Origin of the sequence: [Clostridium] ultunense DSM 10521 (assembly GCF_000511955.1) — a bacterium.
In the GTDB taxonomy this organism is placed as follows: Bacteria; Bacillota; Clostridia; order Tissierellales; family Tepidimicrobiaceae; genus Schnuerera; species Schnuerera ultunensis.
This window is the reverse complement of the sequence record NZ_AZSU01000002.1, coordinates 60,406-84,376: the sequence shown is the minus strand read 5'-3', so window position 1 is coordinate 84,376 and position 23,971 is coordinate 60,406. Positions and strand designations below refer to the sequence as shown.

24 protein-coding genes, 3 tRNA genes and 1 other annotated feature are annotated in these 23,971 nt (G+C 33.2%); of the genes, 5 read left to right on the top strand and 22 right to left on the bottom strand.

Annotation, left to right across the window (positions count from 1 at the left end):
* Positions 1 to 37 precede the first annotated feature (37 nt).
* The 4 genes from CUL_RS0103235 to CUL_RS0103220 are packed head-to-tail and all read right to left on the bottom strand — an operon-like array spanning position 38 to position 3,576.
* Positions 38 to 1,126: a BMP family ABC transporter substrate-binding protein gene (locus CUL_RS0103235; protein WP_005588427.1), complete on the bottom strand. Its 1,089-nt coding sequence runs from the start codon at positions 1,124 to 1,126 to the stop codon at positions 38 to 40.
* Positions 1,127 to 1,157: 31 nt separating this feature from the next.
* On the bottom strand, positions 1,158 to 1,871 hold the full coding sequence (deoD, locus tag CUL_RS0103230; RefSeq protein WP_025640481.1) for a purine-nucleoside phosphorylase: 714 nt from the start codon (positions 1,869 to 1,871) through the stop codon (positions 1,158 to 1,160).
* Positions 1,872 to 1,885: 14 nt separating this feature from the next.
* Entirely contained in the window at positions 1,886 to 2,944 is a 1,059-nt protein-coding gene (gene mtnA, locus CUL_RS0103225; RefSeq protein ID WP_005588429.1) for an S-methyl-5-thioribose-1-phosphate isomerase, read from the bottom strand.
* 14 nt (positions 2,945 to 2,958) lie between these two features.
* Positions 2,959 to 3,576, bottom strand: a complete 618-nt coding sequence (locus tag CUL_RS0103220; protein WP_005588430.1) for a class II aldolase/adducin family protein — start codon at positions 3,574 to 3,576, stop codon at positions 2,959 to 2,961.
* A gap of 248 nt (positions 3,577 to 3,824) precedes the next feature.
* Between CUL_RS0103220 and CUL_RS19855 the strand changes: the two genes are divergently transcribed.
* From CUL_RS19855 to CUL_RS0103205, 3 genes are all read left to right on the top strand, one after another.
* Complete coding sequence (locus CUL_RS19855; RefSeq protein WP_005588431.1) at positions 3,825 to 4,550, top strand: GntR family transcriptional regulator; 726 nt, start codon at positions 3,825 to 3,827, stop codon at positions 4,548 to 4,550.
* A 141-nt stretch (positions 4,551 to 4,691) separates the two neighbouring features.
* On the top strand, positions 4,692 to 5,879 hold the full coding sequence (locus CUL_RS0103210; protein ID WP_025640480.1) for a hypothetical protein: 1,188 nt from the start codon (positions 4,692 to 4,694) through the stop codon (positions 5,877 to 5,879).
* 18 nt (positions 5,880 to 5,897) lie between these two features.
* Positions 5,898 to 7,307 (top strand): amidohydrolase family protein, encoded by a 1,410-nt coding sequence (locus CUL_RS0103205; protein WP_025640479.1) that lies wholly within the window; start codon positions 5,898 to 5,900, stop codon positions 7,305 to 7,307.
* Between the two features lie 588 nt (positions 7,308 to 7,895).
* On the opposite strand, the gene CUL_RS0103195 is transcribed toward CUL_RS0103205, so the two are convergent.
* The 4 genes from CUL_RS0103195 to CUL_RS0103180 form a co-directional block, all read right to left on the bottom strand.
* Positions 7,896 to 8,237 (bottom strand): hypothetical protein, encoded by a 342-nt coding sequence (locus CUL_RS0103195; protein WP_025640477.1) that lies wholly within the window; start codon positions 8,235 to 8,237, stop codon positions 7,896 to 7,898.
* 17 nt (positions 8,238 to 8,254) lie between these two features.
* Positions 8,255 to 8,770: a hypothetical protein gene (locus CUL_RS0103190; protein WP_035142775.1), complete on the bottom strand. Its 516-nt coding sequence runs from the start codon at positions 8,768 to 8,770 to the stop codon at positions 8,255 to 8,257.
* Positions 8,771 to 8,772: 2 nt separating this feature from the next.
* Positions 8,773 to 8,937 (bottom strand): hypothetical protein, encoded by a 165-nt coding sequence (locus tag CUL_RS19075; protein WP_005585329.1) that lies wholly within the window; start codon positions 8,935 to 8,937, stop codon positions 8,773 to 8,775.
* 81 nt (positions 8,938 to 9,018) lie between these two features.
* Positions 9,019 to 9,405, bottom strand: a complete 387-nt coding sequence (locus CUL_RS0103180; RefSeq protein ID WP_025640476.1) for an indolepyruvate ferredoxin oxidoreductase subunit alpha — start codon at positions 9,403 to 9,405, stop codon at positions 9,019 to 9,021.
* 217 nt (positions 9,406 to 9,622) lie between these two features.
* Between CUL_RS0103180 and CUL_RS20100 the strand changes: the two genes are divergently transcribed.
* A complete protein-coding gene (locus tag CUL_RS20100; protein ID WP_081722786.1) occupies positions 9,623 to 9,820 on the top strand; it encodes a Spo0E family sporulation regulatory protein-aspartic acid phosphatase in 198 nt (65 codons plus the stop codon).
* A gap of 95 nt (positions 9,821 to 9,915) precedes the next feature.
* On the opposite strand, the gene CUL_RS0103175 is transcribed toward CUL_RS20100, so the two are convergent.
* The 11 genes from CUL_RS0103175 to CUL_RS0103120 all read right to left on the bottom strand — a co-directional run bounded on the left by CUL_RS0103175 (position 9,916) and on the right by CUL_RS0103120 (position 19,884).
* Entirely contained in the window at positions 9,916 to 10,359 is a 444-nt protein-coding gene (locus CUL_RS0103175; RefSeq protein WP_005584391.1) for an Hsp20/alpha crystallin family protein, read from the bottom strand.
* A gap of 249 nt (positions 10,360 to 10,608) precedes the next feature.
* Complete coding sequence (locus CUL_RS0103170; protein WP_025640475.1) at positions 10,609 to 10,965, bottom strand: DUF1622 domain-containing protein; 357 nt, start codon at positions 10,963 to 10,965, stop codon at positions 10,609 to 10,611.
* A 146-nt stretch (positions 10,966 to 11,111) separates the two neighbouring features.
* Entirely contained in the window at positions 11,112 to 12,491 is a 1,380-nt protein-coding gene (locus CUL_RS0103165; RefSeq protein ID WP_025640474.1) for a sodium-dependent transporter, read from the bottom strand.
* Positions 12,492 to 12,671: 180 nt separating this feature from the next.
* A tRNA-Ser gene (locus tag CUL_RS0103160) sits at positions 12,672 to 12,761 on the bottom strand.
* Between the two features lie 37 nt (positions 12,762 to 12,798).
* The gene (gene tadA / locus CUL_RS0103155; RefSeq protein ID WP_005584387.1) at positions 12,799 to 13,248 is read right to left on the bottom strand and encodes a tRNA adenosine(34) deaminase TadA; all 450 of its coding nucleotides are present in this window, start codon (positions 13,246 to 13,248) and stop codon (positions 12,799 to 12,801) included.
* A gap of 21 nt (positions 13,249 to 13,269) precedes the next feature.
* Positions 13,270 to 13,346 (bottom strand) — tRNA-Arg (locus tag CUL_RS0103150).
* 75 nt (positions 13,347 to 13,421) lie between these two features.
* A complete protein-coding gene (locus tag CUL_RS0103145) occupies positions 13,422 to 14,633 on the bottom strand; it encodes a D-alanyl-D-alanine carboxypeptidase family protein (protein WP_025640473.1) in 1,212 nt (403 codons plus the stop codon).
* Between the two features lie 272 nt (positions 14,634 to 14,905).
* Positions 14,906 to 16,396 (bottom strand): M1 family metallopeptidase, encoded by a 1,491-nt coding sequence (locus CUL_RS0103135; RefSeq protein WP_025640472.1) that lies wholly within the window; start codon positions 16,394 to 16,396, stop codon positions 14,906 to 14,908.
* 143 nt (positions 16,397 to 16,539) lie between these two features.
* The gene (gene serS / locus CUL_RS0103130) at positions 16,540 to 17,814 is read right to left on the bottom strand and encodes a serine--tRNA ligase (protein ID WP_025640471.1); all 1,275 of its coding nucleotides are present in this window, start codon (positions 17,812 to 17,814) and stop codon (positions 16,540 to 16,542) included.
* Between the two features lie 52 nt (positions 17,815 to 17,866).
* Positions 17,867 to 18,033 (bottom strand) — a binding site (T-box leader).
* Positions 18,034 to 18,252: 219 nt separating this feature from the next.
* Entirely contained in the window at positions 18,253 to 19,284 is a 1,032-nt protein-coding gene (locus CUL_RS0103125) for a PTS sugar transporter subunit IIC (RefSeq protein ID WP_005582448.1), read from the bottom strand.
* A 75-nt stretch (positions 19,285 to 19,359) separates the two neighbouring features.
* Positions 19,360 to 19,884: a transcription repressor NadR gene (locus CUL_RS0103120; protein ID WP_005582446.1), complete on the bottom strand. Its 525-nt coding sequence runs from the start codon at positions 19,882 to 19,884 to the stop codon at positions 19,360 to 19,362.
* 110 nt (positions 19,885 to 19,994) lie between these two features.
* Here CUL_RS0103120 and CUL_RS0103115 point away from each other — a divergent pair.
* A tRNA-Glu gene (locus CUL_RS0103115) sits at positions 19,995 to 20,069 on the top strand.
* A gap of 42 nt (positions 20,070 to 20,111) precedes the next feature.
* Here the strand turns inward: CUL_RS0103115 and CUL_RS0103110 are convergent.
* The 3 genes from CUL_RS0103110 to CUL_RS0103100 all read right to left on the bottom strand — a co-directional run.
* The gene (locus CUL_RS0103110; protein WP_005582444.1) at positions 20,112 to 21,458 is read right to left on the bottom strand and encodes an APC family permease; all 1,347 of its coding nucleotides are present in this window, start codon (positions 21,456 to 21,458) and stop codon (positions 20,112 to 20,114) included.
* 99 nt (positions 21,459 to 21,557) lie between these two features.
* On the bottom strand, positions 21,558 to 23,267 hold the full coding sequence (locus CUL_RS0103105; protein ID WP_025640470.1) for an FAD-dependent oxidoreductase: 1,710 nt from the start codon (positions 23,265 to 23,267) through the stop codon (positions 21,558 to 21,560).
* A gap of 430 nt (positions 23,268 to 23,697) precedes the next feature.
* Positions 23,698 to 23,971, bottom strand: a 274-nt coding sequence (locus tag CUL_RS0103100; protein WP_157752630.1) for an integrase core domain-containing protein, incomplete at its 5' end; no start/stop codon positions are given.

Here is a 23,971-nt window from a genome sequence, read left to right as displayed (position 1 = left end):
TATCACCTCAAAATCAAAACATTTCATTCAGACATTTCTATTTATTATACTGGTTTTGAGAAGCCCACTCATCTATTTGGTCTAAATCAGTAGGTAATACAAGATCTCCATTTGCTATAAGCTCTCTAGCCTCGTCTAATATTGCTACAATATCTTCAGGAATTTCAACATTAAGTCCTTCTATATCATAATTGCATACTCCCTCAGGAATTCCCATAACTGTATTACCAGGTTCCCAAGTTCCATTTTGAAGACTTTCTATTTCTTGCACAACAAATAACCAAACCTTTTTCAAAGATGTACATAAACTATGATCTGGATCTGCCATAGCTAAAGAAGTACCTATTACATAACGGTCTTTTTCTTCAGCCGCATAAAATACCCCTTGAGTAGAACTACCTGCGTTAGCACTGACTATATCAGCACCTCTTTCATACATCATAAGCGCTAGTTCCTTCGCAGTTGCTGGGTCATTATATGCGCCTATATAATTTGTAAGTATTTCAACATCTGGATTAACATATTTTGCACCTGCTATAAAACCAGCTGCTTGTCCTCTAGATGTTGGGGTGTCCATCGCAATGCAGAAACCAAGTACGTTCTCTGGATTGCTCAGAGGAAACCTTTCATCTTGTGTTGCTAATCCTGCTAACATACCTGAAAGAAAATGTTGGTCTGGGTAAGCTGCAGATATACTGTGTATATTATCATAACCTTCAACAATTGTATCTAACATACAGAATTTCTGATCTTGATATTCTTCTGCCACCATCTTTAATGCATCTACTTGTTCAGTACTTATTGCGATGATAACATCGTACTCTCCAGAATCTGCATAAGACCTAAGCTGGGTTTCGAATTCAGCAACATCTTTTGGTTCGCAGTAATCAAAACTTGCATCAAGTTGCTCTACTGCCATTTCACAACCTTTATATACTTCATCATTGTATCCATTATCTCCTAAGCCGCCTGTTCCAAAAAGAACTGCAAATTTAACGCCATCTTCAGCTGCGTTTCCTGTTGAAGGTGTATCACTCTCTGAATCCGAATCCTTCTGACCACATCCTACTAAAAGAGAAATCAACAAACAAATAACAAGTGTTAAACTTAAAATTCGCTTTTTCATATTATTTTCCCCCTAATGATATATTTAATAATTATAACATTTCCAATGCTACCTCAATCATATTTGTAAAACTACTTTGTCTCTCCTCTGCTGTAGTCTTTTCACCGGTTATAATATGGTCTGAGACAGTAAGAAGACTAAGAGCATTCTTTTTTTCTGCAGCAGCTACAATATATAAGGCTGCTGTTTCCATTTCTACAGAAAGAACCCCCATATCCTTCCATTTTAATTGACTATTTTTATCCTCTGGATAAAAAATATCAGTAGTTAAAATATTTCCTACCTTATATTCTATACCTAAACTTTCCGCACTCTCCACCGCTTTCCTCAATAAGGAAAAGGATGGAATTGCAGAAAATGTTCCCTTAAGATTGTATTGGTTGATATAGTTTGTATCATAACATGCACCCATAGCTATCACAACATCTCTTATTTTTAATTCAGGAGAAATTCCTCCAGTTGTTCCAACACGAATTATATTTTGTACGTCGTACAACTTAAATAATTCGTATGCATGAACTGTCATGCTGGGAGTTCCTATACCATGTGCCATAACAGAAACTGGCTTTCCTTTGTAAGTCCCTGTGTAAGCATACATACAACGAATTTTATTGATTTGTCTTACATTTTCTAGATAATTTTCAGCTATACTTTTTGCCCTTAGTGGATCTCCGGGCATTAGAACTGTTTCTGCAAATTCACCTGGTTTAGCACTAATGTGGTGAGTTGGTGCTTTTAATGTCATTTTTTATCCTCCTTTTATTTTTTTAATCTTAATAATTGAGTCAAATATGGTGCTCGAATAATGCCTTCTTCCGAGATTATACCATTAATCATTTCATTTGGTGTTACATCAAACGCTGGATATAAAGCTCTAGTATTTTCTGTAGTTATAAGTTTCCCGTCTAAATGTGTTACTTCATATTCTGGACGATATTCTACATCAATATCCATTCCTCGTTCAAGTGAAAAATCTATTGTATGGGAAGAAGTTGCTGTATAAAATGGAATCCCATTTTCTTTTGCTGCTAATGCATGCATATAGGTACCTACTTTATTAATTAAATCTCCATTAGATGCCACTCTATCAGACCCAACAACTACCTTGTTAATTTTTCCAATGCGCATTAAATAACCGGACATTCCGTCGGTAATAAGTGTGTGAGGAATGCCAAACTTTTCTAGTTCATATGCTGTAATACGAGCACCTTGTAGGTAGGGTCTTGTCTCGCAGCAATAAACATGGATGTTTTTCCCTTCTAAGAAAGCTGTTCGAATAACAGAAAGAGCCCTCCCTCCAAATCCAGAACCTGCTAAGGCACCGGAATGGCAATGTGTTAGAATAGAATCTCCGTCGTTAATTATCTCTGCTCCATATCTTCCTAATTCTTTTTCAAAATTTAACTGCTCCTCTAAAACATCACAAGCTTTTTCCATGAACTCTTCATAAAATCTATCTTCAGAACATGATTCAGCAAACTTTGATAAATTATCTACAGTCTTTGATAAATTAACTGCAGTAGGTCTGGTTGATTTTAACTTCTTACCCGCCAAAATAACATCTTCCTTTTTCCCTCCACTAATTCTGGAAGCAAGAAGCATACCATAAACACCTGCAATACCAATAGCACCAGAACCCCTAATTGCCATATCTTTAATACCTTTAGCCAATTGGTCCACCTGAGTAATCTCCAATATTTCAGTTTTGTGGGGAAGCTTTCTTTGGTCTATCATACATAAATGATTTTCCTCTACCCAAATTGGCATAAGAAGATTATCTGCTTTCCATTGCTGTGTTAATTTTAATAATCTATTCACTTTCTTTCCTCCATCTATATGTTGAATATTTTTTTAAATAGTTTTCTATTTGCAGCTACCTGTACTTGAATAAATGCCTGCTTTGAAGTCTGCTCAATTAAATCCGTAATATTAAAGGCCTCTTCTAAAGAGCGCCCCACTGCACAAATACCATGCTCCTTCATTAAAATACCTTTACTTTCAGGATTTTCTCTAAACGCGTTAATTACTAATTCTTTTAACACATCACTTCCTGCTGGTGCAGATTCTATAAATGGCACGTAGCCTACCACTTTTCTTGAAGTTACAGTTGTAAAAGGCAACTCTATATCATTATTTGCAAGAGCTATTGAATAATTTGGATGACAATGGATGAAAGCGTTTACTTCAGGACGTAATTTTAAAACACCCAAATGAAAGCCCATTTCCTTTGAAGGTTTTCCATCTCCGTATACTACTTGTCCATTTCCATCGACTATAACTACATCTGATTCCGTCATTAGGGCCATATTCACAGCTGTTTTCTTAATTGCAAATAGATTTGTACCTGGAACCCTGCAGCTTACATTTCCTCCGGAAGCTTGTGTATAACCCTTTTTGTATAATAGATGACAAAACTTAACTATCTCTTTTCTAACTTCTGTATAATCCATTATTAAACCATCCTTTTCTTCTTATTGGACGTCCAACGTCTTATGTTGTTAATATAATATCATATGCATTTTGTACTGTCAATTGAAATATTTTGATAAAATAAATATTTGAAAAAATTTTAACTTCTGATACTTACATCCCTATATGTTCTACTTTCTATGTTAATTCCATTTCCATTTCCTTGACAAATTGATAAACACTATACTATACTAAATGTATTAAAAATATTAAGGAGTGTTTTACTCTTATGAAAATAATAAATAAAACCTTGTCCTCACAGGTGAAAGAAATTATTTTAGAAATGATTAACAATTTAGATTTCATGAGCAAACTGCCTTCTGAACAAAAATTAGCTTCTAAACTTGGAGTAAGCCGTAATACAGTACGTGAAGCACTAAAAGCATTGGAAAATGAAGGATTAATCATTTCTCGTCACGGAGTTGGTACATTTGTTACACGCTACAATGGGAAGGAAAATATAAGATATAACATTGCTACACTTGACAGTACAACTAAAATCATAACAGATCATGGATACGTTCCAGGTACTAAGAGTACTTATTATGATGTTCGCATGGCATCTGATAATATGTCAAAAATACTTGGCAGCGATACACCTATTAAAATTTTATATATAGAACGTGTAAGAACCGCAAATCTAAATCCTATCATTTTTGTAGAAGACTATATACCTTATAAAGATGGAATGCTAGAGGAATATTCTAATAAGAAGGATGATTCTCTATTCAGTTTTATTAGCAACTATAATACAATTTCTTTTTCAAACTGCTCAATACATGCTGTACTCAGCAACGAACGCCTTATGGAAAAGCTAGAATTAGATGAACCAAAGGCCCTCTTACTACTACAACAAATTCATTATTCATCAAGAGGTATTCCAGTATTCTATTCTGATAGCTATTTCATAACCGAAAAATTAGAGTTCAATCTAATCAGACGTTATGTTGAATAATTTTAACTTAATTACAACTTATTGAACAATTATAATTTTATTATTGACACGACTTATAATCTATGGTATTTATAGTGGTAGGACGTCTGTCGTATTATGTTGTTGAAAACGTTTTAAATAATTAAGAAGGAGTGGATATACTTGAAATATCTATTTTTGAAAAGTAGTTCACATCAAAATCCAGCATTAGAGCAAAAGGCATCTGATTTGTTTAGTTGTGTAGAAAAAAAAGTTGGACATTCATTTACTAGCGGAACTGTTGAGGCAATTAAAAATGAGCCATTTTCTATCGTGTATGTAGCAACTGGTGGAACTGCAGGTATGTTTAAAACCGCTCTAGATTCTTTGAAAGAGCCTATCATCATTGTTAGCAGCGATAGTGATAACTCTTTATCTGCTTCTATGGAAATGATGACATATCTTGCAAATAAAGAAATGAAAGGACGCCTTCTTCATGGAGTTAAAGAAGAAATTGCTACTAGCATTGAACAGATTTTAACCGCTATTAAAGCAAAAAATGCATTAAATGGACTACGACTTGGACTAATTGGCAAGCCTTCAGATTGGCTTATCTCAACTGATTTTGATTACAATATTCCAAAAGAAAAACTAGGTATTGAAATTATTGAAATAGAGATGAAAGAACTTATTGATGAAATTTCAAAAAGGAACTACCCAGACGATAAAACTTGTCATGAGCTAATGGCAAAAAATTTCGATAAGGGGCAAATTGAAAAAGCTCTTGAAATCTATGGTGCATTTTCCCGATTAGTTGATAAATACAACCTGAATGGATTTAGTGTGCGTTGCTTTGACTTATTATCATCTGTTAAAAATACTGGCTGTCTTGGATTAGCTTTGTTAAACCAACAAGGGGTATACAGCGGTTGTGAAGGAGATATACCTTCTTTAATTTCCATGGCAATTTTAGGTGTAATTTCAGGCCAACCAGTATTTATGTGCAATCCATCTCGTATCAATAAAGAAAATAATGAGATTGTTTTTGCCCACTGTACACTACCGTTAAATATGCCAATAAGCTACAAATTAGATACACATTTTGAATCCGGTATTGGAGTTTCTATTTCAGGAAATATACCTTCTGGTTCTGCTACTGTTTTTAAAGCTACTGGTCCATTAAACCGTCATTTTGTTTCAAGTGCAACAATTCTAGAAAGTCTTCATGAAAAAGATCTTTGCCGTACTCAAATAAGCTTACGCTGTAATGAAGGAGTTAATAAATTCTATAAAACTCCAGTTGGAAACCATTACTTGGTATGTCTAGGTGATTACTCAGGACATATTGAAGAATTTTTCAATTTGTTATAGTTTTCCAGAGGTATCAATATGCTTTTAAAAAATGGAAAAGTATTGGTTGATAATAACTCGGATATGGATTTTAAAAAGACTGATATTCGTATTGATGATGGCATCATAATAGAATTAGCTGAAAATTTGACTCCAACTCCATATGAAGAATGTATAGATTTAAATGGCGATTATGTTTTGCCAGGAATGGTTAACAGCCACTACCATTCTTATACTAATATACTTAGGGGTACATCTTTTGGAGAACCTTTGGAGCTCTGGTCAGTTGATACAGTTGCATTAGGAAAGATCTTGACAGAAACAGAAATGGCTCTATCGGTTTCTTTAGGAATCTGCGAGATGTTACATGCTGGAGTGACTGCTTGTGTGGATCATCTACCCCATCTTGCAACATCATATACTGCGGCTAAAACCTATGAAACTACTGGATTTAAATCGGCTCTTGCACCAATGCTTCATAATATACCTGATAATAAAGTACTCTATAAAATGGATGAAGTTATCCCTAATAATCTAGAGGATAATAGCTTTCCTACAGTAGAAGAATATACTCATTATTATATGAATTTTATTGAAAAATTTCATAATCCCAATGGTAATTTACAAGTAATGGTAGGTGTAAATTCTCCTCAGAGAGCAGATGATAAACTGTTAAAAGCTGCATATGAACTATCATATAAATTCAATTTACCCATCCATTGCCATTTATTAGAAACCAGGTGGCAAAAAATATCAGCAGACCAAACCATTTCTCCAGTGTTAAAACTAGAACAATTTGGCCTGCTTGGAAACCGTACTTCTCTAGCCCATTGTATCTGGATGAATGAGGATGAGTTAAACCTAATCGCAAAAAGAAAAGCAATTGTTGTTTCCAATCCTACAAGTAATTGTTTTCTTGGAAGTGGGATATTCCCATCAAAAGAATACCTTAAACGTAATATTCCAATTGCATTGGGCTCTGACGGTGTTAACTGTGGTACTAACAATAATATGCTGGACATCCTTAGGTTTTTCCTACTTATTCAAAGATCTCAAGAACAAGATTACCGTCAATGGATTAATGTTAAGGAAGGATTCCATATGATCACCAAAAATAGTAACCGCATACTAGGATTCCATAGGCCTTTAGGTGAAATTAAAGCTAATTACTCAGCAGACCTAGTGGTTGTAAATAAAAATAGTATATTGAACATTTTAGATAATTATCTTTTAAACCAAATAATTTTTAATTCTTCTTTATCTGTTAAACATGTACTAATAAATGGACATTTTGTTATGAAAGATAGTAAAATATTAAAAATAGATGAAGAAAATTTAAAAAGAGAAATTTGCGCTAGAAAACCTTATTTGCAACAAGATATGTTAAAAGCTTTAAATTCAACTAAAAAAGAAAAAAATCTATATAAATCTATATATCAATCTTTATAGTTGATTTTTATAAAAGAACTTACTATGGTATCCTAATTAGGATACCATAGTAAGTTCTTTATTGTATCCTCTTAGCCTCAAAAGGTTTCTTCCTAAACTAAACCTTCTTATAAAGTTTCTTCATCTTTTCTGCTTTAGTTTTATCTATTTCACCTATTCCATACCTGGCTTCAATATAGATATCCCTTAAACCATCTATAACTTCCTTATCCATGTCTTTCTCTGCTTTTATATTAATATCTAAACTGGTGTCTGAAACTATTATATCTATTCCCTTTTTATCCAATTTAGATAAATATTTTTTATAATAATACCTTATCTATTCCCTTATATCTTTTGGTCTAAATAAATTTTTTGCTTTTAGCCTTCTCTTCACCTCTAATATTGATGAATTCCCTCTCTTCACTATAATCTATTTCATCTTTTCTTATATTAAATACCTTCTTTTTAAATAGTAAATAGGTTAAAAAGATTATAGATGAAATAAAGACTATTCTAGAACCTATGGATATGAATTTTCTAAGCCAAAGAGGGAAAGAAGGATTTTCTTGAGTCCACTGGGTAAAGTCCAGGGTCCCTCCTATAACTTCAACTGGTAAATAGGTAAAAAATCAAATTATAAATGGATTTAACTCCTTGGAATAAGCTACTTTTAATTCCTTCTATGCTAAGGATAAAAGAAAGGATTGAAATAGATATAATAAGTATTAAAATAAGTATCATTTTCCTTTTAAAATCCCTTTTATAAAAATCATACCTTCCTTCTTGGAAGTATTGAAATATATAGTAATAGACGTAATAAGAAGCAACGAATAAAAAGATACAGGTTTCTATTTTATCTTTTTCAATACTTACCCAAAAAGGTTTAGTGCACTCTATATTTAATACTATATTTACTGAGTGTTCTGTAGTAAAATCGAAATTTTTCACCATCAAACTTCCATGTTTTAAAGACGAAGACCAATGGATATTTGACCATAATAGTTTCCATATAGTACTAAGTTTTCATCTAGATCTAAAGCCCCAGGCAATATTACTAATTCCTGTAGATAATCCTTGGTAATGGAGAATGTATTTAGGCCAATAAAATCCCCTAACTCTAAATCTGCGTTTCGAAAGATAAAACAACCTCTTTCTCTGCCACAAACGGAATAGATCCTTTTCACCCTTTGGTAAGGTAGTATGAATAAGGTAGTTGTAAATTCAAAACAGTCTTTTGTTTTATCCATATTAACATCTCCCGGATAGGTTAAGGCTGCAGGAAATCTTTCCTTTATTCTCAAATAGGTAACTGGGAAAGGTTTGCTATTTTCTATAGTGGTTATTATCTCAAAAGTCTCTCCAATTTCCACCATATCCTTCGATAAAGTCCGTTTGTAATTTAGATTTTTGAAACCATATTTCATAATAAGTTTATTAAATCCAAAGGTAAGGGTTACTAAAATAGCAAATAACCAAAGCATATTCAACCTATATCCTTTCTAAGGGTACCTCTTTTTTCCAATATCGTTTCAATTAATTTTATAGTATCCCCCATTCTATTTCTACCTTTAGCTATTATCCTATGATTCAATACTCTAGGCGCCATAGTTTTTACATCCTCAGGTATAATATAATCTCTTCCATACACTTTTTAATACCTTTAACATATTCCTTAACTCCTACTTCTTCCCTCTTGCATAATTCTACTAACCCTTTGCTATGGCAGACCCTAGTAGTTACCCGAAATAGTACGGGGGGCATATAACCTATTATCTTGTTCATTTTGAGAACTGTGCATCCCTGGCTCATCAGCAGTAATAACAATCAACCCACTGTTTACACCCTCGTAGGCTATTGTAAATAGAGGATCTGCTGCTACATTTACTCCAACATGTTTCATAGCTACTATAGACCTAGCCCCTGCAATGGAATCTCCACAATCTAATTCTAATGCTACTTTTTCATTAGATGACCACTCCGAAATTATTTGCTCATATTGGGAAACGTTTTCTAATATTTCAGTACTTGGCGTTCCAGGATAAGCAGAAGCTGTTAAACATCCTGCTTCATAAGCCCCTCTAGCAATAGCTTCATTGCCCGTTAATAGCTTTTTCATATTCTAACCTCCTATCATTATACTCCTATTATTTATTATATCAGAATTATTAATGATTTAATAAATAAATAAATTCTTTTAATATAAATATTAAATTATTTAAAAATTTAGATATATACATTAATTTTATTAATCATTGCCTTGACCAGGTAAAGGGCCTTCATTTTTCTACCATTTTCTTCATTTTGTAGTAAAATTATCATAAGTACTTAGGCGAATCCAAATATTTTGTTGGAAGAGGTGTTTTTTCATCAAAAAACTTAAATTAGTTGAATTAAAAAAGGAGATTGAAGATACAAGAGAACAACTCCATGAACTAATTAATAGTAAAGATTCCAATTTAACCGATGATAACATTGTAGCATTAAGCCAATTATTGGATAAACTTGTATATAAATATTATGAAATAAAATAGAATTCTCTTAAGTAATGGATTCGCCTTAGTGCTTTTGATTATAATAACCTTGATTTTCCACATAAAAAATAGGCACTAAAGTGCCTATTTTTTAACTATTCTATAGGTATTCTATTTTCTCTAGGGGGTGTACCTTCTTTTTTAGGTAATTTTACCCGAAGAACTCCATTATCAAATTTTGCTTTTATCTTTTCTTGATTTACACCCTCTACGTAGAAATTCCTTCTGAAAGAACCATAGCGTCTTTCTCTTCTAATGTAATTTTCTTTTTCCTCATTTAGCTCTTCTTTTCTTTCCACGGAAATAGTTAAAATATCGTCTTTAATTTCCAAAATAATATTATCTTTATTTGCTCCAGGTAGTTCTGCTTCTAATATATATTCTTTATCCCTTTCTTTTATATCTACTTTCATTGGGTAATAGGAAAATGTATTATCATCAAATTCTTCTAACATAGCTTCAAACATTCTGTCAAAGTCCCATCCCCATCTTCTTGATAAACCTCTTGACCTTCCTCTATAAGGTGTGATTCCAAACATAAAATCGACCTCCATATAAATATTAAACTTTGACTTACTTTGACCTTCAACAATAATATATCATCTACTCTATTATTATTCAAACCTTAAATATTATGTTAACTTGCTATCTTTTTCAATTATAGTGTTTATTCTTTGTTTTACTTTTCCTGTCTTAATTTATCTACTTCATCTAAAAATAAAAAAGGCTTCTATTGAAACAATATAAGGAAGCCTTTTTTATTTTATATATTATAAATGAGAATATTCCTATTTAGCCTTTACTCCTTTTTCAACCACTTCTTCCTTCTCTTTAGCATTTACTTCCCAATGGATTACAAAGCTTATTATAATCCTCAAAAAAGTAATAGCGGCTAATATTAAAAATTCATCTAAAGTTCTTATTATTACGGTCTTTAATATCTCTGCTGCTAATTTGAACTCTAAACTAAGGGCAAGGGCCTTTGCTAATTCAATTTTTAAATTTTCATTTCCAAAATCAAGCCTATTTTTAATAAAGCCTATAATAGCTTTTATGGATGCAACTGTAATTATTATTACTCCTACTGTTTCTAAAAAACCTGTAATATAGGGTATAATTATTTCTAAAAATGATTCAATATACAATCTTTTTCCTCCTTTAGGTAAACACTGTAATTTTTCTTTCGTAGAATTCATTGTTATATTTTATAGGTTTTATGAAATATAGAATTTTATCATAGCTAATGGGACAGAAGGTTTTCTGTCCCATCTCTGATTACCTTATTATATTCCTACAATACCCACCTTTCAATAACTCCTGATAGAAATACTATTAAAATAGCTATTGGAGATACTATTTTAAATAAGAAGGTTAAAACCTTCAAATATCCAATTTGCAAGCTTCCATTATTGGTTAATTGATTTTCAACAATCTTCTTATCCAATCTCCAACCAACAAATACTGAGCTTATAAGTGCAGAAATAGGTAAGAAGAAATCAGCTGTTAAATTATCTAGAAAATCAAAGAAATTATATCCCCGTATGGTAAAACTAGATAAAGAACCATTAGATAAAGAAGCCAATATTCCTACTAATGTAATTAAAAGAGCTGTTATTAGGGTTGCTTTTACTCTTTCCATATTAAATCGCTCTATTACATAAGCTACCACTGCTTCCAATAAAGATATAGTAGAAGTTAAGGCTGCTAAGGCTAATAAGGCGAAAAACATTATAGCAAATAGATAGCCTCCAGGCATCTGAGCAAATACATTAGGTAAAGTTATAAATACTAATCCTGCCCCACTGCCTGGCTCTATGCCAAAGGCAAATACTGCTGGGAATATGGCAATTCCAGCTAATAAAGCTATTAATGTATCTGCAATACTTATTTTTAACGAAGTTGGCCCTAATTTTTCCTCTTTAGGAATATAGGAGCCGTAGGTTATCATAATTCCCATACCTAAACTTAAGGAAAAGAAAGCATGACCTAAGGCAACTAGAATCCCTTCCCTAGTTAATTTACTAAAGTCCGGTTTAAATAAGAATTCCAGGCCTTCTGTTCCTCCTGATAAAGTAATGGATCTAATATCCAAAATTATAATTAATACTAATAATAGCGGTATTAATATTTTAGAATATTTTTCAATTCCTTTTTCTACACCAGCTGCTACTATATAAGCAGTAATCGCCATAAAAATCACTTGCCAAATAATTGGTCTAATAGGGTCGGAAATAAATCCAACGAAATAATCTCCCACTTCTCCAGCATTAAGCCCTGCAAATTTATTACCTATAGCACTAAAAATATATTCTAATGTCCAACCAGCTACAACTCCGTAAAATGAAAGAATTAGAAAGGCTGCTCCTACTCCAAGAACTCCACTTATATACCATTTACCTTCAGGTGCTAAGGTTTTATAAGAACCTATAGCATCTTTTTCCCCTTCTCTACCGATGATGAACTCAGCAATCATAACGGGAATACCTATAATTGCAACACATAATAAGTAAACAACTAAAAATGCTCCTCCTCCATACACTCCAGTAATATAAGGAAACCTCCATATATTACCTAATCCTACTGCAGAACCTATTGCTGCAGCCAACAAACCAAAGCTACTAGCAAAGCCTTCTCTTTTACCTTCGCCTTGGTGTCTAACTCTGTTATCCATTTATATTCCCCCTTTATATTTAATTTTTTGATTATTAAGAATATAACCCTTTTATGAGGAAATGTCAAGGAATTTTCGGAATTGTCATAATATTAACAATCTTTTTAGGTGTCTTCCTAATACTCCACAACTATACAATATGACAAAAACCTAGCATAAGCTAGGTTAAATTAATACATTTGGCGGAGAGAGAGGGATTCGAACCCTCGGCACAGTAAACTGTGCAGTGGTTTTCGAGACCACCACCTTCAACCTCTCGGACATCTCTCCAAAATTAGAGATGGAAGGTTAGATATTAGAAGTGAGATTATTTGCATCTTATTTGTTTGAAAAATTCAGTGAGGATATTACTGCATTTATCTTTTAATATCCCGAATTCTACTTCTACTTTATGATTAAAATTTGGATTGTCTAGTAAATTGATAACGGAGCCACAGCAGCCTCTCTTAGGGTCCTTTGCTCCTATTACTAGGCGTTCTATCCTAGAGTTTATTATTGCTCCTGCACACATGCTACAGGGCTCTAAAGTGACATACATGGTACAGCCTATTAGTCGCCATCCTCCTAGATATTTACTAGCCTCTTTAATGGCTATTATCTCGGCATGAGCAGTAGGGTCTTTTAAAGTTTCCCTTTTATTATATCCTCTGCTTATTACCTTACTATCATGAACAATAACAGCACCTACTGGTACCTCATAGGTGCTAAAGGCTTTATATGCTTCCTCTAAGGCTAAGCTCATATACATTTCATCCATAAATAATCACCAAAATAAGTGTGGTGCACCCGAGAGGAATCGAACCCCCGACACACGCCTTAGGAGGGCGCTGCTCTATCCTTCTGAGCTACGGATGCACAATGAGTACTCATGCTAATATATTTTACAACATTTTTTTATAGTTGTCAATATGGCTGGCTACATGTTATACCCTATTTTTTGATTAATATCCTGAATATAGTCAGTTTGTCAATTTTGAATACATTGACAATAAACTCTTTTATATTCCTTAGAATCCTCATAATTAAGTTTTCTTTTTTTACATCCTTATGAATAATTAAATCAATTTCCTCTAATATATTGCCTTCCGTAGATAGAACTATTTTCCCTACTTTATCCATGGATTTCAATGGCAACTTTAGGCCCTCATCTATTAATATATCCTTATCTATATAATCTCCATCTTTAAGAATTATACTAAAGTTTTTTGAAGGATAGATTTCTATTTCCTTATCCTTGCTCTTAGGCATATAGACAATGTCTACGGGAATATTTTCATTGGCCAGTATTCTTTTTGAATAATTATTTAACCCGTATTGTACTAATTTTTTACTCAATTCTTTCCTTTTCTCTTCACTTTTGGTCCCCATTACTATAGAAATTAACCTTAAGTTTTCTGTTTCTATATAGTCTCCATCAATATTAATTGTTGATACCAAACAATAACCTGCTTTATTGGTAAACCCAGTTTTTAATCCGTCTATCCCTTTTATTTCTTTCAATAGTGGATTTGTATTTTCCTCTTTATATTCCCTATTATCTAATTCTATATAGGGAATAGTTGTCAAAAACAGTACTTCTGGATACTCGTTTATTATATATCTGGACAATTTAAATATATCTTCAGTGCTCATTTTATTCTGTAGTTCCCCTTCTGGAAGGCCTGTGGAATTAATATAGAAAGCACTTTCTAGTCCTATTGCTTTCGCTTCTTCCCTCATCAATTTGACAAAATCTTTTTCTGTTCCTGCCACATACTTAGCTAAAGCATAAGTAGCATCATTAGCAGAAACTACTAAGGCTGCTTCCAACAGTTCTTTGACGGTAAATATCTCCCCTTCCTCTAATTTTAAGCTGGATCCTTTGATTTGAATCACATCTTCATCTATATAGACCTTATCATCTAATGAAATAAATCCCCTCTCAACTTGTTTCATGACTACCAAATAGGACATTAATTTGCTAATGCTTGCAATTTCTATGGGTTTATATATATTGTACTCCTCTAATATTTCTCCTGTTTCATAATCCCCTAATAGATAAGCTGTTACTTCATCTTCAATGCCAACTGTGGCTACTGCTGTAGAGTTTAATATTAAAATAAATAGTAAAGATAGAATAATTCCATTTAGCAATCTTCTCATAATGACTTTTCCCCTTTATTTAAATATTATTATAATATTAATTATTATAAAAGAGTAACAAATATGCCCTGGTCTCTATATAATATATTAGGCTAAATACAAGAACATTAAAAGGAGGGTTTTTATATGTCCGACTTACAAAGAAGAGGCGGTTTCTTTGATGGTGATGATTCTAGTTTACTGTTTTTCTTCCTGCTATTAGTAATACTGTTTGGAGGCTTCAACGGCAAAAAATGCTGAGATTAAAATGGAGGGCAATAAACCCTCCGTTTTTATTTACCATAGAGCCATATATCAGCCTTTTCCTTGAAGGATGTATTTGTTACCTCTTCGCAAATTTTTAAAAAACCTTCTGTAGTTCCATTATTAAATTTATAAGTATTATAATACTTATTTAATATATCATATAACGTTTCCATTCCAAAGTCTTCTTTTATCCCATTTAAAAAAACTGCTCCTTTTACATAAACCAATAATCCATAGTCTTCCCAACCATCAAAATCACTTAAGGGTTTTTTTATCTTCTCTGAAATTATATAATCTTTTCCATATTCGTAAGGCATTTCACAAGTATAATTGTAATAATTTTCTCCTTCCTCTTCACCATATTTATTATTAATATATATTACTTCCGAATAAGTGGCTAAAGCTTCATCCAACCAGGCTTCGTCAATTTGGTCATTTCCAACTACTCCGTACCACCATTGATGGGCTGTTTCATGGACTATTACTTTTTCTAATGGGTCTTTAAAATGGGGGCTATAATAGTCTTTATTTATAAAAACTATACCGGGATACTCCATGCCCGTTGGAAATTCTGTCATTACTATAGAATAGACTCCATAGGGATATTTACCAAACAATCTATTAAATATTTTTATACTATCCTCTCCTATTTCTATGGTATAATCGGCCATATCTGGTTTATCTTCCATAGCGTATACCTTAATTATAGTGTCTTCTACCTTAGATTCCCGTATTAAGAAATTTGGACTAGCTACCCAAGCAAAATCCCTAATCAATTTTCCCTCAATTGTATAGGTTTTTTTATCCCCTTTTATCTTTTCAAAAAGGATATTGCCACTAGCTGCAACTATTATATCCTTCGGAAGGGTAATGGTTACATAATAATTACTAATATTACTATAAAAAGGATCTCCTATATTATAATAGGGATCAAGATTCCAGCCTGTATCATCATATACACAGGCTATTGGATACCAATTACCAAAATTGAATACATCTTCTCCAAATCCAAACCTATCTACATTTATTGGAAGTTTGACAATGTATTCAATGTCAATATTAACCTTTTCATCGAGCTTTAAAATATTAGGTAAGGTTAGCTTTAAAATGGTATCTCCCATTCCCCCTATTTTAAAATCCACTTCTTTTTTCCCTATTTTTATTTTTTCTATTTCTATATAACCAGATATATATTCCTCTTTTAACAGAGTTTGATTATGGAATAGCAATGGAGTTGTTTCTGGAGATTTGAAAGCATTTGGATATAGATGAAAGTATATTTCTTCTAATTCTACCCCCGTGTTGTTATAATAGGTTATTTTTTGGTTGGCTGAATAAACCTTATTAGCTGGGTCAAAATCCACATCTATTTTATAATGATCTATCCTATCTAAATCCATATCATTAAAATCATCAACTATTAAGGTTGGAACCTGTACAGCTTTTTCAGTACAACCAACTAAAACGATAATAAGGATAAATATTAAAGCCACATATACTCTTCTTTTTATTATCAAATTTTCACCTCCAAGTTTATTCCTCTTCTATTATATTCTATATTTGTAAAGAAATATTATAACCAGTATGGAGGTAAAATAAATATATTACAATTTCATTACAAATAAGTTCCCTCTACGGTGCCTGGCACCGTAGAGGGAACTTATTTTTCTATACGTTCTAAATTTTTGGCATAGGGTCTTAATGCTTCTGGAATTATTATACTACCGTCTTCTTGTTGATAGTTTTCTAATAAAGCTGCCAATGTCCTGCCTACCGCCAAGCCTGAGCCATTTAATGTGTGAAGAAACTCTACTTTCTTATTGTCTTTCCTTCTATATCTTAAATTAGCCCGTCTAGCTTGATAGTCTTCAAAGTTACTGCAGGATGAAATTTCTACATATCTGCCATAGCTAGGCATCCATACTTCTAGGTCATAGGTTTTAGCTGCAGAAAAACCTAAATCTCCTGTGCTAAGCATTACCGCCCTATAGGGCAACCCTAACCTTTGGAGTATTTCTTCTGCATTGTTTGTAAGCTTTTCCAATTCATCATAGGAGTTTTCTGGTAAGGAAAATTTAACTAATTCTACTTTATCAAATTGGTGATTCCTTATTAAACCCCTAGTGTCCCTACCAGCTGAACCTGCCTCCTGTCTAAAACAGGGAGTATAAGCAGTTAAATAGATGGGAAGCATATCTTCTTCTAGTATCTCGTCCCTATAAACATTCGTTAGGGGTACTTCTGCAGTAGGCACTAGGAAATAATCTTTACTAGGAATGTGGAACATATCTTCTTCAAATTTAGGTAATTGACCAGTACCTATCATACTATCCCTATTCACCATAAAGGGAGTAGACATCTCCATATATCCATGTTCCGTAGTATGCAAATCCACCATAAAATTAATTAAAGCTCTCTCAAGCAATGCTCCCATTCCTTTAAATAATGAAAACCTTGCACCTGTTAATTTAGAGGCTCTTTCAAAGTCTAAAATATCTAAATCAGCACCTATATCCCAATGGGCTTTTGGCTCAAAATCAAACTCCGTCGGTTCTCCCCATTTTCTAATCTCTACATTGTCTTCATCGGATTCGCCTTCCACTACGGATTCATGAGGGGTATTTGGAATATGGAGTAATAAATCCTTTAATTCTAAATCCATTTCCTTTACTTCCACATCCATTTGTTTTATTTTAGCTGATAATTCTTTCATCTCGGTTAATAGAGCTGATGGGTCTTTCCCCTCCTTCTTAAGTTTTGGAATGTCCTTTGATACAGAATTTTGTTTAGATTTCATCTGTTCAACTTCTGATAGTAAATTTCTCCTCTTTTCATCCAGTTCTAATACCTTATCGATGGGAAAATTCCCTTGCCTTTTTTCTAAGGCTTTCATAACCTCTTCTGGATTCTTCCTTATTCGTCTAATATCCAACATTTTTATCCCTCCAATCATAAATTGATGTAAAAAAACTCCCAATCCCTAAACATTTAGGGACGAGAGTATTCCCGCGTTGCCACCCTAGTTAACCTTTTGGTTCACTCATGGTATTAAAAAGCTCAGGGCTGGATTCAATAACAAGCCTTACCAATTTTCACCAACCATTGGTTCTCTAAAAAGACTTTATTATCTACTAGGTCCCTTCATAGCTAAAGTATGAAATTTTATTAGGTAGTATATCACATTTTATAAAAAATATCAATTATCTATTGGTAAAAGGGCGTTAACATTATTGAATGTTAACGCCAATTCCCTTTTAGCCTTATCTTTTGTCTATTAATATTTTGTCTTTGGTGGGAGATTAGCCAAAAAATATAATTTTTTGGCTAATCACTATATACCCATATTGAAATAGTTATAACATTTAATTATAATTTATAATCTCATATCACCTTTCTTTATATATCCCGCTTTCCTCATCCATTCTGATATTATAAAGGACAATATTCCAGGCAAAATAAAATGGAGGAGGAGTATTCCAACTAAAACTTTTCCTCCGGTACCCATTACCTCTATAGTTGCAAACTGACCTACTAAGCCACTGGTGCCCATTCCAGCTCCTACCATATTACTTTCCATTTTAAAAAGGATTGTGGAAACAGGTCCAAGGATGGCAGAAGTAATAATAGGGGGTATCCAAATCCTAGGGTTCTTAATAATATTTGGGATTTGTAGCATAGAAGTACCTATTCCTTGGGCAATAAAGCCTCCAAATCCATTTTCCCTGTAAGAGGAAATTGCAAAACCTATCATCTGAGCAGAACAGCCAACAGTGCTCGCCCCTGCAGCTAAACCGCTAAGTCCTAAAGATATAGCTAAAGCTGCACTACTAATTGGCAATGTTAAAATTATACCCATTAATACGGATACTATTATACCCATAGGGAAGGGATGTAATTCCGTCGCCCTATTGATAATACTTCCTATAACAGTCATAAAAGAGCTCATAACAGGTCCTATATAGTTTCCAGCTAACCCTCCAATCAAAATAGTGGCTAAAGGGACTAAAACGATATCTACTTTAGTCTTTCCTTCGATTATCTTTGAAAACTCTGCTCCTACAAGAGCTGCAACTAGGGCCCCAACTGGTTCTCCAACCTTTATCATAGCAGCCCCTTCCTCAAAAGTAACGGTTCCCGCTCCAATGGCTCCAGTTACTACAGAGGCAAATATGGCTAATGGTGGAGCTCCTACACTATATGCAACACCTGCACCAATAGCTGGTCCCATAAGCATTTGGGCAACTTGGCCAAAGCTAACCATCAATTGAATATTCAAAAGTGTACCTAATTGCTTGATTATCAGACCAATTAGTAAGGAAGAAAAAAGTCCTAATGCCATTCCATTAAACACTTTCACTAAATAATTTTTTACATTGCCTTTTCCATCTGTTTCTTTATTTTCCAACTAAGCCACCCCTTTTTTCCTTTATATCTGTGTTAAGACACCTGTCTTGTCACCTTACTATACAAATATACCATCTTAATCTTCATTTATCAAGTATTTTTTCCCAATAAGGGCCTCTTTTATTCTTTCAAAACTTTCTTCATCGTCTACCTCTATTGTATGGATATGAATGCCTTCCGTTAAAGAAGATAAGGGTTCTGCTTTTGTCTTTATTATATTTTCCATAAATTCTTTTAAGTCCAATCTGGAACTTATTTCAAGGGGGCTTTTTATTTCTCCATATAAGGGATGTTCTACTATTACGTCTACTATCTTGCCACCTAAATCAATTATGGTTTTCAATTCATCTTCTATCTCATCATACCCTTCATGTTTACAAACTATTTTTCTAGTTAATTTATTCTCTTTATAGGCTTTAGGTATTATATATCCTTGAGGTGTGGCTAATATATCTTCTCCTCTAGCTCTTAATAGAGCAATATCCTGAACTATTACTTGTCTACTCACATTAAATTTTTTAGAAAGTTCGGTGCCCTTTACCGGTTTCCTATTTTTATTTAATGTATCCAAAATCTTTTTCCTTCTCTCCCAAGCTCCCATCATAATTCTCCTTTCCTGATATAAATCCTTCTATTATTATTTTACCATAAATGGTTGACAAACCCTATTTTATATAGTAAAATAAAAATCGATTTGTCCTAAATAATGATGGCCCCATGGTCAAGCGGTTAAGACACCGCCCTTTCACGGCGGTAACCCGGGTTCGAGTCCCGGTGGGGTCACCAAAAAAGAAGCTGTAGAAAGTTCTACAGCTTCTTTTCTTTAAACTATATATTATCCCTAGAGGTTTCAACTTTATATGTTGAAACTACTTTTATGTAAAATACAGTTCCTAAAACTATCCAAAGAACTAAAGCTATCCGTGATTCCTTTCCTAATGCTGCAGGAGATGATGGTGCTAATAATAAGACTACTGTAAGCAAAGAGGCTACTACTCCTAGTAGGGACATGATTTTTCTAAACATTGTTTTACCTAACCTAAAGGCTATGAAACAGACATAAAAGTAAGCTATGGCTGCCCCTAAAGAGGACATATCTACTATCCACAGTATTACTTCTCTTCCAAACCAAGGGGCTATAAGACTTATAGCTGTTGCAAATAGAATAGCATTTTTAAATACTCCATTTTTATTTACATAGGCGTATTTTTTAGGCACCATATGATGATTAGATATAGAACCCATCAATTTGCTGGTAGATATCATAAAGCCATTAATACCTGAGGTTACTGCTGCAGATAAAGCTATGACCAATAATAAAAATCCAAACCTACCTAAAACGGATAAAACCCCAGTGCCCAATGCCCAGTCCAGCGTCGCTGCTTCTTGGGGAGAATATACCAATCCAGTAGTCATATTTAATACAGAATATATTAGACTTCCAATAGACACAGATGCTACTGCAATTAAAGAGGCCTTTCTAGCACCAAAGTCAAATTCCTTACATATCTGAGGGATATTATCAAAACCTACAAAAGCAAAGGGGGTTATGGCAAATATTTTTAATACTTCTCCTAGATTGAATTGATAATCATATATATAATTGTTTAAGAAGTTAGTCCTATCAACCCTTATAAACATAAAAACAAATACTGTAAATACTAAAAAAACTAAAGTAAGAGCAATTATATTTTGAACCTTTGCCGATTCCTTTATTCCCTTAATGTTTATATAAGCAAATAATATAACTATAAAGCTGGATATTATCACTTCTCCAATATATACCTCATATCCTGCAATACTATATAGATATCCAAATTGGCACACATCTCCAAATATCTTTCTTATTACCAATGGAAAAGCGGTACCGTTTAGTGGAATTATTGTCAAATAAGCTAATAATAGAAACCACCCAACAACAAATCCATGATTTCTACCACAATGTTTATAGGTAAAGGAGAATTCTCCTCCTTCATCATCATGGTCTTCTAGCATAATATAATAGGAACTTTGGATTGTTATTATAAACAATGCACCTAGAGTTAACCCTATAGTTGTATTTATTACCCCTGCCTCTTTTAAAAATTTGGTTCCAGGTAGCATAAATGAGCCCCAGCCAATTATAGAACCTAAAACTATGGAAAAAACATCTAACTTACTTAATTTTGATCTCATTTTCCTTTCACCTTTTCCACTTTGATAAAATAGGTTATGCAGAAATAATGAGTATTTCCGCATAACCCTTGATAAAGGTTAATGGTTTTATGTCTTAAATTATTCAAAATTATATGCAGTAACTATTGGTTTTCTACCAGTAACCTTATCATTATAATATTCGAAGAAGGATAACCCCATGAAACTACCTGATACATTATATACATTATCAAAACCCAAATGTTGTAATGCCATCACTGCATTGTAGGATCGTTGGCCTGACCTACAGTGTAGATAAACTGGTCTATCTTTTGGAATTTCGTCTATTCTATCCCTTATTTCTCCTAAAGGTATATTCACTGCGTTGACTATATGTCCTTCTTCATATTCATCCTTGTCTCTAACATCTATTATATAAGCTCCACTTTCTACCAAACCCCTTACTTCATCTACATGAACCTGTTTGAAACAGCTATGGAGTATATTTAATCCTACCAATGCAGCAAAGTTTACTACATCTCTAGCAGTTCCAAAAGGTGGTGCATAGCATAGTTCTAAATCTTTTAAATCTTCTAAGGTACCGTTAAACTTAATTAAAGTGGCGATAACATCTATCCTCTTATCTACATTCCCTTTACCTATGGCCTGAGCCCCTAACACCCTTCCTGTAGGCACTTCAAATATGAGTTTAAAATGTAAAGGTTCGCTATCTGGCATAATACCTACCTTATCATTTGGTATTATCATTACGGTGTCATAATCTATTTGCATATTAGTAGCTTTAATCAAACCTTCTGTTAAACCAGTAGAAGCACCGTTATAATTAAATACCTTTATTACGGAAGAACCTATTACTCCTGTGTTGTTCACTGGTCTTCCATAGATATGGTCTGCTGCTGCCCTAGCTTGTTTTTGAGCATGTCCTGCTAAGGCCAATTTACTTTGAGTATGAAGCAATCTATTGTAGACTTCTATTGCATCTCCCACAGCATATATATCAGGATCAGAAGTTCTAAAGTTTTGATTCACAGCTATGGCACCAGTTTTTCCTAATTCTAAACCAGCTTTTTTGGCTAAAGTAGTTTCTGGACTTACACCTATAGCCATAACTACTGCTTCAGCATGAATTTTTCTACCCGATTCTAATATTACTGTATCCTTTTCAAACCTTTCAACTTTATCGTCAACTATTAAATCTATTCCGTTATCTACTAGTTCTTTATGTAATATCTGCACCATATCATAGTCAAAAGGTCTCATTATTTGAGGCATAGCTTCTACTATAGTTACATTATATCCTGCCAACTTTAAATTTTCCGCTGCTTCGATTCCAATAAACCCTCCACCTATTACCGTCACATCATTACAATGGTTTTCCTTTATAAATACATTCAATTTAGCTATATCCACTACATTTCTAATGGTGAATACATTTACTTCATCCATCCCTTTAAAAGGCGGAACTATAGGATTAGCTCCTGGGGAAAGAATTAGCTTATCATAAGACTCGGTATATTCTTCACCCGTTACTACATTTTTCACCTTAACTTCTTTCTTCTCCCTGTCAATATGGATGACTTCATTATATACCCTTGCATCAATTCTATACTGATTATAGAAATCATCTGGTTTCATAAGAACTAAATCCTCATGATCTTCAATCAAACCACTTAAATGGAAAGGTAATGCACAATTTGAGAAGGATACATGAGGGCCTCTTTCAAACATAATTATTTCACATTCTTCATCTAACCTTCTTATCCTTGCTGCTGCAGAAGCTCCACCGGCTACACCGCCTACCACTAAAACTCTCTTAGGTTTTTTTACCATGTTAAAATTCCCCCTTAATTTTCTCACTTTTAATTAAAAATGTAGGTTGCCTAGATCTTGCTTTATTTTACCTTATGTTTGAAATATTTAGTAAATAGTAAAAACTTTATTAAAAATATGATATAATATATACAAACCTACATTATGAAATAATCAAATAGTTAGATATTTAATTAACTTACTTATATATTACTGCATAAATGGATCTATGTCAATAGTTTGGACAAAAATTTAGGTTTTTTTGTGGGTCTCCGCCACCATTGACAATCCAAACATAAATGCTTTTAGGTTTCTACCCGAAGGCGATAAACTCAAAGCAAGCTATGTTTTGTGCCTTCGTGGTGGAATATTGTAGCATTTATTTATTGGCTTATCAATGGCAAGCCCTACGGGTGGCTATCATCCCCTCAGGCTCAAAATCTAAAGCAAGCTATGCTACTCTACATAGATTCTCATATTCATCTGGAGTCATGTAGTTGATTGATGAATGAATCCTTTTTCTATTATAAAATCCTTCTATATATTGAAATAATATTAACTTAGCATGATTATGATCTATAAATGTATTAAGATATACGCATTCTTTTTTTAGTATTGCATGAAAACTTTCTATACAGGCGTTGTCATAAGGACAACCTTTAGCACTATACGATAGTTTAAATTGCTTTGATTCCACTGTTTCACGATATTCCTTTGACGTTATT